Raw genomic sequence first — 11,130 nt, 5'->3', positions numbered from 1 at the left:
GGCTGGCGTCTGGGCATGATGCGCACCGAAGTTCTCTGCAGCCAATGCGGCGGCCACCTCGGCCACGTGTTCACCGACGGACCGCAGCCGACCGGTCTGCGGTACTGCATGAACGGCGTCGCAATGACCTTCCAGGCCCTGTGAGCCGACTAAGTTCCGTCGTCGTACAGACTTTGCCCGCCGCTACCGCCAAACTCAGGGCGGGCAGTATGTGTGGAATGAGCAGTGACGACAGTGTGGGCGCGGTGGACTTCCGTCGCGCATTGGCGCTCATCCAGCACGGCGAGCGCGGCGACGAAGCGGGCATGCGCGTCATCGTCGACGATGAAGTCATCCCGGCTGGCCGGCTGCCACAGCTGATCCGCGCCACCGTGTCGATCCTGTGGCAACTGGTGGCTCAGCTCTGCGACCCGGACGAAGTCGCTGAAATCGGCGAAACCCTGGCCTTGGCGTCGACCGACGACGAGATCGGTCTCGACCGTGACAACCGGCTCGTGGCCCGGATGTCCATGGCACAACATTCGGGGGATCCAAGCGCCGAGTATGCGGTGCTCCGCGACGCCGCCACGGCGCCCGACGGTCTGGTACGCCTCGCGCTCACCGCCGCCGGTGTCGTCTCCGCGATGCTGCCTCAGTTGCGCACTGCCGCCGGCCGGCAGTTGATCAACAACTTGGCGATGCAAGCCCTGCGCGAGGAGAACAGTTGCTAAGCAGGCGCGGGATCGGTTGATGCGGCAAATGCCGCCGGGGGTGGCAAAGGCCGTCGTCACCGAGGACGAGGACTGGGACTGCTAAATCCGCTGGCGCGCAACGTAATCGAGAGTGAGCGTCAGGGGTCAATCGGGGTTCAGCCCGTCCTCTTCAAGGCGCTGGAATGCCCGGACGGGGTCGTTGTGGCGGATTACCTCCTCGGCGACCCGCCACATGGGCCGCTTGCAGCGCTGTGACATTCTGCGGAGCACGTCCAGGGCTTGCTCGGTGCCGAGATCGAAGCGGTTCATGATGATGCCCGTGGCCTGCCAGACAACGGAATCCGCGGGCCAGACCGGGCGCGGATGGGCGGTCGCAATCATTAAGTTGACCAATCAATTCAAAGCCGCCCCTGCAGACACCCCATTGTCCTCCTTCGATTTCATGAATGGAAGCCTTGGGTGGGCCGGACCGAAACGGGGTAACCGCGTCCTAGCGCACGATTCGGAACCCGGGAGGGGAAGGACACGCCAGTGAGCGGTGCGAATAAAGCCCGGAACAAAGTCGACCAGATCACCGGCAAGGCCAAAGCGGCCATCGGCCGTGCGATGAACGATCCAGCGCTGGAGGCCGAGGGCCGGGCCGATCAGCGCGCGGCCCACCTGCGAGACGCCGGCGAAAAGGTCAAGGACGCCTTCCGGCCGCGACGGCGTCGGGCGACGCTTCGACGGCGCTGGCAGATTTAGCACGCAGTGTCACGGCCGGCTCGGCGGCGGTGACGCACCTCTTGGTCTCCCTCGGCTGCGAAAACGCTATCCCCGTCGAGGCTTCATAAAAAAGTGGACTGAAAGGGCAAGATGTTCGCGTCGTGAACGGCGCATGAATTGTGGGTCGGCTGCGAGGCCCCCGAAGCGCGCCAACGTGAGACTTATTGGGTGACTTCAACCCACGCGAACCACAAGCACGCCAAGTTTCTCAAGTCAGTGATCCGTTGGCTGGACGTCGGGTACCCGCAGGGCGTTCCCGGGCCGGACCAGGTGGCCCTGTTCGCCCTGCTCAGGAGCACACCACTGACCCAGGATCAGCTGGAAGAAGTGGTGGAAAACGTCATCGCCAAGCACCGCGCCGAAGGTGACGGGCCGATCACCAAAGACGAGATCTCCGAGTTCATCACCAAGACCACCCACCACGACCCCGGCCGGGAGAACATCATCCGGGTGGCCGCCACGCTTGCTTCCGCCGGCTGGCCGCTGGCCGGAATCAAGGTCAGCGAAGTTTGTCCCGGCGACGAGCACGGGGAGGCCGCCGAGGAGGTTGCCTGCCGGCGAGAAGAGGCCGCCTCACAGGGTTGAGATGTCGATGACGAAGCGGTAGCGCACGTCGCTGGCGAGCACCCGCTCGTAGGCCTCGTTGACGTAGGCCGCCTCGATCACCTCGATCTCGGGCGTCACGTCGTGCTCGGCGCAGAAGTCCAGCATCTCCTGCGTCTCGGCGATCCCGCCGATGTTGGACCCCGACAGGCTGCGCCGCGCCAGCGCCAACGGGAAAGCGTGCACCTGCATCGGGTGTTCGGGGATGCCGAGCTCGACGAGCGTGCCGTCGACGTCGAGCAGGTTCACGTAGTCATCGAGGGGCAGGTTCGCTGACACCGTGTTCAGGATCAGGTCGAAGCTGCCGCGCAGGTTGCGGAACGTGTCGGGGTCGGCCGTCGCGTAGTAGTGGCTGGCGCCCAGGCGCAGGCCGTCCTCCATCTTCTTCAGCGACTGGGACAACACGCTCACCTCGGCGCCCATCGCGGCGCCCAGCTTGACGCCCATGTGCCCGAGGCCGCCCAGGCCGATGATCGCCAGGCGGGTGTCCTTGCCGGCTTTCCAGTGCCGCAGCGGCGAGAACAGCGTGATGCCGGCGCACAGCAGCGGCGCGGCCTTGTCCAGCGGCAGCGAGTCGGGGATGCGCAGGACGAAGTTCTCGTCGACGACAATCGCCTGGCTGTAGCCGCCCTGCGTCGGCGTGCCGTCCTTGTCGATGGAGTTATAGGTGAAGGTCGCGCCCGGCTTGCAGTACTGCTCGAGCCCGGCCTTGCAGCTGCTGCACTGGCCGCAGGAGTTCACCATGCAGCCCACGCCGACGTGGTCGCCCACCTTGTACTTCGTGACCTCGGCGCCCACCTCGGTCACCACGCCGGCGATCTCGTGCCCGACGACCACGGGGTAATTCGGCACGCCCCATTCGCCTTTGGCGGTGTGGATGTCCGAGTGGCAGATCCCGGCAAACTTGATGTCGATGGCGACGTCGCGCGGGCCGGGGTCGCGGCGCTCGATGGTGGTCTTGGTCAGCGGTGCGGTCGCCGAGGTGGCGGCGTACGCCGAAACAGTGCTCATGAATATCCCTCTTCGAGTTTCGATGCGTCCTACAGAAGTTTAGCTAAGGTAAAGTTCTCGGGCCAATCGGTGGGTGGCTAGTTGATCGGGGCGTTGAGCAGGCGCAGGTCGTCGACGATGCCGCGGGCCGCGATCAGGCCCTCCCCGGTTTGCCATACCTCGTCGTTGACGACGTAGACCCTGTTGTCGTGATTGGCGGACAGCTTGCGCCAGGGGTTGCTGTCCAGCACGGTGGCGGCGCGATCCGCGGCGGCCGGGGTGGCGCACGACACGTAGACCACGTCGGCGTCCGCCGCGGAGAGATCCGGGTTCTTGGCGAGGTCGGTGTCGGTGGCGGGAATCTCGATGTAGGGCTTGTCGGTGAACCGCTGGGCGGCCGGCCGGTCCACCCCGACGGCCCCGAGCACGCTGGCCGGGAAGTTGTTCGCCCCGTACACCCGGATCGTGGTGGTGGTGAGCTGCACGATCGACGCCTGGAAGTGGGACGCGTCGTGCGCCGTGCCGATCTGGGTGGCCCGCTGCGTGAACCCGGCAATCAGGGCGTCGACGGCGCCGGTGCGCGCGGTGGCGGCGCCGACGCCACGCAGGTTGGCCTCCCAGGCCGCGCCGGGCGCCGCCGTGAACACGGTCGGGGCGATCACGGCGAGCTGCGGGTAGAGCTTGGGAGTCAGGCCCTGCGATCCCAGGATCAGGTCGGGGTGGGCCGCGGCGATACCGGTCAGGTCGGGATTGGTGCGGGTGCCGACGCCCGGCAGGCCGTGCACCGCACCGCCCAGGTACGACGGCTGGCCCGACGACCCGTCCGGGAGCGCGGCGGCGACCACCCGCGACTGCAGGCCGAGCGCGCACAGGGCGTCGAGCTGGTCGCCGGCGAGCACCACGATGCGCTGCGGCTCCGCTGGGACGGCGACCGTGTCGGGGGTGACGCCGGCGGCGTTGCGGGCCTGCCGGGTGGGCGGCCCGGGATCGGCCGCGGCGGCGTCGCGCGCGCACGACTCGTCGGGCTTGCGGTCGTTTCCCAGCACGCCGGCGCCCGCGATCTGAGTGGTGGGCGTGACCAGGGACCGGGTCGACGCCTTGGTGCCCGCACCGCCGGCACCGCACGCGCCGCAGGCCAGGACGGCCAGGGCCAGAACCGCTGCGGCCACGGTCGATCGGCTTGCCAGCACGAGTCCGACGCTAACATCCGGCGAGTTCGCAGCCGTTTACGACAGTTTGTAGGACTGCCCCTGACGGCGAGTTGTTGGAAGGCTAAGATTCGGAGCAGTACTGGGTTCGGGCCCTTCCCGATACGGATGTTTGGAGGAGCTGTTGACAGCCGAAGCCCCCCCGCTGGGTGAACTCGAGGCCGTCCGTCCGTTCCCGGCCCGGACGGGTCCCAAAGGGAACCTCATCTACAAGCTGATCACCACCACCGATCACAAGATGATCGGCATCATGTACTGCGTCGCCTGCTTCATCTTCTTCTTCCTGGGCGGGTTCCTGGCGCTGTTGATGCGCAGTGAATTGGCGTCGCCGGGCCTGCAGTTCTTCTCGAACGAGCAGTTCAACCAGCTGTTCACCATGCACGGCACGATCATGCTGCTGTTCTATGCGACCCCGATCGTGTTCGGCTTCGCCAACCTGGTGCTGCCGCTGCAGATCGGCGCGCCGGACGTCGCCTTCCCGCGGCTGAACGCGTTTTCGTTCTGGCTGTTCCTGTTCGGCGCCCTGATCGCTACCGCCGGTTTCATCACGCCGGGCGGTGCGGCGGACTTCGGCTGGACCGCCTACACCCCGCTGTCCGACGCGATCCATTCGCCTGGCGCCGGCGGTGACCTGTGGATCATGGGCCTCGCGGTCGCCGGCCTGGGCACCATCCTGGGCGCGGTCAACATGATCACCACGGTGGTCTGCATGCGCGCGCCGGGCATGACGATGTTCCGGATGCCGATCATGACCTGGAACATCCTGGTGACGTCGATCCTGGTGCTGATCGCCTTCCCGCTGCTGACCGCGGCGCTGTTCGGCCTTGCCGCCGACCGCCACCTGGGCGCCCACGTCTACGACCCGGCCAACGGCGGAGTCCTCTTGTGGCAGCACCTGTTCTGGTTCTTCGGCCACCCCGAGGTGTACATCATCGCGCTGCCGTTCTTCGGCATCGTGTCCGAGATCATCCCGGTGTTCTCCCGCAAGCCGATCTTCGGTTACACCACGCTGGTGTACGCGACGCTCTCGATCGCGGCGCTGTCGGTCGCGGTGTGGGCGCACCACATGTTCGCCACCGGAGCCGTTCTGCTGCCGTTCTTCTCGTTCATGACGTACCTGATCGCGGTGCCGACCGGGATCAAGTTCTTCAACTGGATCGGCACAATGTGGAAGGGCCAGTTGACCTTTGAGACGCCGATGCTGTTCTCGATGGGCTTCCTGGTCACCTTCCTGCTGGGCGGTCTGACCGGGGTGCTGCTGGCCAGCCCGCCGCTGGACTTCCACGTCAGCGACAGCTATTTCGTGGTCGCGCACTTCCATTACGTGCTGTTCGGCACCATCGTGTTCTCCACCTTCGCGGGCATCTACTTCTGGTTCCCGAAGATGACCGGCCGACTGCTGGACGAGCGGCTGGGCAAGCTGCACTTCTGGCTGACGTTCATCGGCTTTCACACCACGTTCCTGGTGCAGCACTGGCTGGGTGATATGGGCATGCCGCGCCGCTACGCCGACTACCTGCCCACCGACGGCTTCACCCCGCTCAACGTGATCTCGACGATCGGCGCCTTCATCCTGGGCGCGTCGATGTTCCCGTTCGTGTGGAACGTGTTCAAGAGCTGGCGCTACGGCGAGGTCGTGACCGTCGACGACCCGTGGGGTTACGGCAACTCGCTGGAGTGGGCGACCAGCTGCCCGCCGCCGCGGCACAACTTCACCGAGCTGCCCCGAATCCGTTCGGAGCGCCCGGCATTCGAGCTGCACTATCCGCACATGGTGGAGCGGCTGCGCGCCGAGGCGCACGTCGGCCGCCACGCGACGGCGCTCGAGTCGCCGAAGGGCTTCGGTCCGCGGACCGAACCCGATCGCTCGACCGCCGACCAGTAGCGGCGGCTGCCGGGAGTGAACTCACCACTCAAGGTGTCGGTGCTGATCACCGTCACCGGCGTGGATCAGCCAGGCGTGACGTCGGCGCTGTTCGAGGTGCTGTCGCGGCACGGGGTGGAGTTGCTCAACGTCGAACAGGTGGTGATCCGCGGGCGCCTGACGCTCGGGGTCCTGCTGTGTTGCCCGCCCGAGGTCGCCGACGGCCCCGCGCTGCGCCATGACGTCGAATCCGCCATTCGCGCAAAGGGTCTCGACGTCAGCATCGAACCCAGCGACGACGTCCCGATCATCCGGGATCCGTCGACCCACACCATCTTCGTGCTCGGCCGTCCGATCACGGCCCGGGCGTTCGGCGCGGTGGCGCGGGAAGCGGCCGCGCTGGGCGTCAACATCGACCTCATTCGTGGTGTCTCCGATTACCCGGTGACCGGCCTGGAGTTGCGAGTGTCGGTGCCGCCCGGCGCCGACGGGCCGCTGCGCAACACGCTGTCGCGCGTCGCCGGCGACGAGGGCGTCGACATCGCGGTCGAGGGCTACAGCCTGGAGCGTCGCGCCAAGCGGCTCATCGTGTTCGACGTCGACTCGACGCTGGTTCAGGGTGAGGTCATCGAGATGCTGGCCGCGCGGGCGGGCGCGCAGGGCGCGGTCGCGACGATCACCGAGGCCGCCATGCGCGGCGAGCTCGACTTCGCGCAGTCGCTCGAGCAGCGGGTGGCGACCCTGAAAGGCCTGCCCGCCACGGTGATCGACGAGGTCGCCGCCCAGTTGGAGCTGATGCCCGGCGCCCGCACGACGCTGCGCACGCTGCGGCGCTTGGGTTTTCGCTGCGGCGTGGTCTCCGGCGGCTTCAGACGGATCATCGAGCCGCTGGCGGAGGAGCTGGCGCTGGACTACGTCGCCGCCAACGAACTGGAGATCGTCGACGGCACGCTCACCGGGCGGGTCACCGGCCCGATCATCGATCGGGCCGGCAAGGCGCAGGCCTTGCGGGAATTCGCGCAACAGGCTGGGGTGCCGATGGAGCAGACCGTCGCCGTCGGGGACGGCGCCAACGACATCGACATGCTGGCCGCGGCCGGGCTGGGGGTGGCGTTCAACGCCAAACCCGCGCTGCGCGAGGTCGCCGACGCGTCGTTGAGCCATCCCTACCTGGACACGGTGCTGTTTCTGCTGGGCGTGACGCGCAGCGAGATCGAGGCCGCCGACGCGGTCGACGGCCAGGTGCGCCGCGTGGAGATCCCGCCCGACTAGTGGTGACCGCGGTACGGCACGATGAGCGGGTGCCCGAAAACGGAAGTCGGAGGTGAAGCCCGAGGATTCGAGAGAATCCGAGGGTGGAACCGACCAAACTAACGAGGCAGCGGACCCCGATCTGCTGATCGACTTCAGGAACGTGTCGCTGCAGCGCGATGGACGCACCCTGGTCGGACCGCTGGATTGGGCCGTGGAACTCGACGAACGCTGGGTGATCATCGGCCCCAACGGCGCGGGCAAGACGTCATTGCTGCGCATCGCCGCCGCGAGCGAGCACCCGTCGTCGGGCGTGGCGTTCGTGCTCGGCGAGCGGCTGGGCCGGGTCGACGTGTCGGAGCTGCGGTCACGGATCGGGCTGAGCTCGTCGGCGCTGGCGCAGCGGATCCCCACCGACGAAGTCGTGCGCGACCTCGTCGTCTCGGCGGGCTACGCGGTGTTGGGTCGTTGGCGCGAGCGCTACGAGGACGTCGACTACCGCCGGGCGATCGACATGCTGGAAAGCCTTGGCGCCGAGCACCTCGCGGACCGCACCTACGGCACGCTGTCGGAGGGGGAGCGCAAGCGGGTGCTGATCGCCCGCGCGTTGATGACCGACCCGGAGCTGCTGCTGCTCGACGAGCCCGCGGCCGGCCTGGACCTGGGCGGCCGGGAGGAGCTGGTGGCCCGGCTGGCCGACCTGGCCGCCGACCCCGACGCGCCCGCGCTGGTGCTGGTCACCCACCACGTTGAGGAGGTGCCGCCCGGCTTCAGCCACTGCATGCTGCTGTCGGAGGCCCGGGTGGTCGCGGCGGGCCTGCTGTCCGACGTGCTGACGGCCGAGAACCTGTCCGCTGCGTTCGGCCAGTCGATCGCCCTGGACGTCGTCGACGGGCGCTATTTCGCCCGGCGAGTCCGCACCCGCGCGGCCCACCGGAGGCAGCTATGACTACACCGCAGGATCCGCCGCCCCTGGTCCCGCGACCGGCGGCGACCGTGATGCTGGTCCGCGCCGAGCCGAAGGGCTCAGGAACCGGGTTAGAGGTCTTCCTGATGCGCCGGCACGCCAAGATGGAGTTCGCGGCGGGGACGATGGTGTTCCCCGGCGGCGGCGTCGACGACCGCGACCGCAACGCCGATATCGCCTGGGCCGGGCCGCCGCCGCAGTGGTGGGCGCAGCGGTTCGGCATCGAACCCGACCTGGCCGAGGCGCTGGTCTGCGCCGCCGCGCGGGAGACGTTCGAGGAATCGGGAGTGCTGTTCGCGGGACCGGCGGGGGACCCCGATGGGATCGTGGGCGACGCGTCGGTGTACGGCGAGGCGCGCCGCGCGCTGTCGGACGGGACGCTGTCCTTCGCCGACTTCCTGCGCCGCGAAAACCTGGAACTGCGATCGGACCTGCTGCGGCCCTGGGCCAACTGGGTGACCCCGGAGGCCGAGCGCACCCGCCGCTACGACACCTACTTCTTTGTGGGGGCGCTCCCGGAGGGGCAGCGGGCCGACGGGCGCAACACCGAGTCCGACCGGGCGGGCTGGACGACGCCGCAGGCCGCCATCGACGACTTCGCCCACGGCCGGTGCTTCCTGCTGCCGCCGACCTGGACGCAGCTGGACTCGCTGGCCGGCCGCACCGTCGCCGACGTGCTGTCCGTCGAGCGCCAGATCGTCACGGTGCAGCCGCACCTCGAAATCCAGGGCGACAACTGGATTTTCGAGTTCTTCGACTCCGACCGCTACCACCAGGCCCGCGAGGCGGGCGGCATGGGGTGGCGGCATTGAGGGAATTCGTCAGCGTCGTGGTCAGCGACGGGTCGCGCGACGCCGGCCTGGCCATGTTGCTGCTGTCGCGGCCGCCCACCAACGCGATGACGCGGCAGGTCTACCGCGAGATCGTGTCCGCGGCCGACGAGCTGGGGCGCCGCGCCGACGTCGCCGCCGTGATCCTGTTCGGCGGCCACGAAATCTTCTCCGCCGGCGACGACGCGCCCGAGCTGCAAACGCTGACCGCGGGCGAGGCCGAGACCGCGGCCCGGGTGCGACAGGAAGCCCTGGACGCCGTCGCGGCGATCCCCAAGCCGACCGTGGCCGCGATCACCGGCTACGCGCTGGGCGCCGGCCTGGCGCTGGCCCTGGCCGCCGACTGGCGGGTCAGCGGCGACAATGTCAAGTTCGGCGCCACCGAGATCCTGGCCGGCCTGATCCCCGCCGGCGGGGCGATGACCCGGCTGGCGCGCGTCACCGGCGCGAGCCGGGCCAAGGAACTGGTGTTCAGCGGGCGCTTCTTCGACGCCGAAGAGGCCCTGGCGCTGAGCCTGATCGACGAGATGGTGGCCCCCGACGACGTCTACGACGCCGCGGCGGCGTGGGCGCGCCGCTTCCTCGACGGGCCGGCGCAGGCGCTGGCCGTGGCCAAGGCCAGAATCAACGCCGTTTTCGATCGGCTACCCGACGCCGATTAGGCTGCCCTGCATGACGACGAGTACCGGGATCTCAGGCGACGCCGTTCCCAACCCGCATGCCACCGCAGAGCAGGTGGAGGCGGCGCGGCATGACAGCAAGCTGGCCCAGGTTCTCTACCACGACTGGGAGGCGGAGAACTACGACGAGAAATGGTCGATCTCCTACGACCAGCGGTGCGTCGAGTACGCCCGGGACTGCTTCGACGCCACCGTGCCGGAAGAGGTGCTCAGGGAGCTGCCCTACGATCGTGCGCTCGAATTAGGTTGCGGGACAGGCTTTTTCCTGCTCAACCTGATCCAGTCCGGGGTGGCGCGGCGCGGGTCGGTCACCGACCTGTCGCCCGGCATGGTCAAGGTCGCCACCCGCAACGGCCAATCGCTGGGCCTGGACATCGACGGCCGCGTCGCCGACGCCGAGGGCATCCCGTACGAGGACAACACGTTCGACCTGGTCGTCGGCCACGCGGTGCTGCACCACATCCCCGACGTCGAGCTCTCGCTGCGCGAGGTGGTCCGGGTGCTGCGTCCCGGCGGCCGCTTCGTCTTCGCCGGTGAGCCGAGCAATGCCGGCGAGGTCTACGCCCGCGCCCTCTCGACCCTGACCTGGCGGGTCGTCACCAACGTCACTCGGTTGCCCGGCCTGGGCGGCTGGCGGCGCCCGCAGGCCGAGCTGGACGAGTCGTCGCGCGCGGCGGCGCTGGAGGCCCTCGTCGACCTGCACACGTTCGCGCCGGGAGACCTGGAGCGGATGGCAAAGGGCGCCGGCGCCGTCGACGTCCGGACCGCCACCGTCGAGTTCACCGCCGCGATGCTCGGCTGGCCGCTTCGCACGTTCGAGTGCGCGGTACCGCCGGGGCGGCTCGGCTGGGGCTGGGCGAAATTCGCCTTCAACGGCTGGAAGACGCTGAGCTGGGTGGACGCCAACGTGTGGCGGCACGTGGTGCCGAAGGGCTGGTTCTACAACGTGATGGTGACCGGGGTCAAACCCTCCTGAGTGGGCTCCGCCCGGCGATGATGCGGGCCGCGTAGCGGCGTGAGGAGGAGTCGGGCAATCAGAATCAGCACCGACGACGTCAGCTACCTACGCTCGGAACCGGGTACCGCGGCGCTGGACGCCGTCGCCGAATTCGAGCTGACCGACGTGACGCGGGTCGCGGACATCGCCGCCGTGCGCGCCCGGTTCGGCGACCGGGCGCCGGTGCTGGTCGAGACGACGCTGCTGCGCCGCCGCGCCGCCGACAAACTCGGGCAGCTGGAGGTCTCCGGCTGGCTGTTCACCGACGAGGCGCTGCAGCAGG

General features: G+C 68.6%; 12 protein-coding genes and 2 pseudogenes. 11 read left to right on the top strand and 3 right to left on the bottom strand.

Features of this window, described 5'->3' with window-relative positions; genetic code table 11:
* Positions 1-144: peptide-methionine (R)-S-oxide reductase (locus A5706_RS32180; protein ID WP_197517805.1), on the top strand; the 144-nt coding region annotated here is incomplete at its 5' end.
* A gap of 74 nt (positions 145-218) precedes the next feature.
* Positions 219-710, top strand: coding sequence for a hypothetical protein (locus A5706_RS10920; protein ID WP_068130084.1), 492 nt, complete (start codon positions 219-221; stop codon positions 708-710).
* 126 nt (positions 711-836) lie between these two features.
* Here the strand turns inward: A5706_RS10920 and A5706_RS10915 are convergent, their stop codons facing one another.
* Entirely contained in the window at positions 837-1,073 is a 237-nt protein-coding gene (locus A5706_RS10915; RefSeq protein WP_068130083.1) for an ANTAR domain-containing protein, read from the bottom strand.
* Positions 1,074-1,223: 150 nt separating this feature from the next.
* Here A5706_RS10915 and A5706_RS10910 point away from each other — a divergent pair, with 150 nt between their 5' ends.
* Positions 1,224-1,436: a CsbD family protein gene (locus A5706_RS10910; protein ID WP_068130081.1), complete on the top strand. Its 213-nt coding sequence runs from the start codon at positions 1,224-1,226 to the stop codon at positions 1,434-1,436.
* 189 nt (positions 1,437-1,625) lie between these two features.
* Entirely contained in the window at positions 1,626-2,042 is a 417-nt protein-coding gene (locus A5706_RS10905; RefSeq protein ID WP_068130090.1) for a DUF3349 domain-containing protein, read from the top strand.
* Here A5706_RS10905 and A5706_RS10900 read toward each other — a convergent pair.
* Together A5706_RS10900 and A5706_RS10895 are read right to left on the bottom strand one after the other, a co-directional pair.
* A complete protein-coding gene (locus A5706_RS10900) occupies positions 2,031-3,071 on the bottom strand; it encodes an NAD(P)-dependent alcohol dehydrogenase (protein WP_068130078.1) in 1,041 nt (346 codons plus the stop codon). The genes A5706_RS10905 and A5706_RS10900 overlap by 12 nt on opposite strands.
* 77 nt (positions 3,072-3,148) lie before the next feature.
* Entirely contained in the window at positions 3,149-4,237 is a 1,089-nt protein-coding gene (locus A5706_RS10895) for an iron-siderophore ABC transporter substrate-binding protein (RefSeq protein ID WP_156767059.1), read from the bottom strand.
* Positions 4,238-4,382: 145 nt separating this feature from the next.
* On the opposite strand from A5706_RS10895, the gene ctaD reads away from it, so the two are divergent.
* The 7 genes and pseudogenes from ctaD to A5706_RS10860 form a co-directional block, all read left to right on the top strand.
* Positions 4,383-6,143 (top strand): cytochrome c oxidase subunit I, encoded by a 1,761-nt coding sequence (gene ctaD / locus A5706_RS10890; protein ID WP_068130087.1) that lies wholly within the window; start codon positions 4,383-4,385, stop codon positions 6,141-6,143.
* Between the two features lie 15 nt (positions 6,144-6,158).
* The gene (gene serB / locus A5706_RS10885; RefSeq protein ID WP_068130072.1) at positions 6,159-7,394 is read left to right on the top strand and encodes a phosphoserine phosphatase SerB; all 1,236 of its coding nucleotides are present in this window, start codon (positions 6,159-6,161) and stop codon (positions 7,392-7,394) included.
* 52 nt (positions 7,395-7,446) lie between these two features.
* Positions 7,447-8,322: an ABC transporter ATP-binding protein gene (locus tag A5706_RS10880; protein ID WP_068130070.1), complete on the top strand. Its 876-nt coding sequence runs from the start codon at positions 7,447-7,449 to the stop codon at positions 8,320-8,322.
* On the top strand, positions 8,319-9,152 hold the full coding sequence (locus A5706_RS10875; RefSeq protein ID WP_068130067.1) for an NUDIX hydrolase: 834 nt from the start codon (positions 8,319-8,321) through the stop codon (positions 9,150-9,152). The genes A5706_RS10880 and A5706_RS10875 overlap by 4 nt, the downstream gene beginning before the upstream one ends.
* Positions 9,149-9,820 (top strand): annotated as a pseudogene (locus A5706_RS10870) (enoyl-CoA hydratase); the annotation flags it as partial. The gene A5706_RS10875 and the pseudogene A5706_RS10870, both read left to right, overlap by 4 nt.
* 22 nt (positions 9,821-9,842) lie before the next feature.
* Entirely contained in the window at positions 9,843-10,826 is a 984-nt protein-coding gene (locus A5706_RS10865) for a class I SAM-dependent methyltransferase (protein ID WP_068130064.1), read from the top strand.
* Positions 10,827-10,865: 39 nt separating this feature from the next.
* Positions 10,866-11,130 (top strand): annotated as a pseudogene (locus tag A5706_RS10860) (class I SAM-dependent methyltransferase); the annotation flags it as partial.

Origin of the sequence: Mycobacterium sp. E796 (genome assembly GCF_001672815.1) — a bacterium.
Taxonomy (GTDB): domain Bacteria; phylum Actinomycetota; class Actinomycetes; order Mycobacteriales; family Mycobacteriaceae; genus Mycobacterium.
Note: the sequence above shows the minus strand (reverse complement) of the source record. Positions and strands in the feature narration are given on the sequence as shown.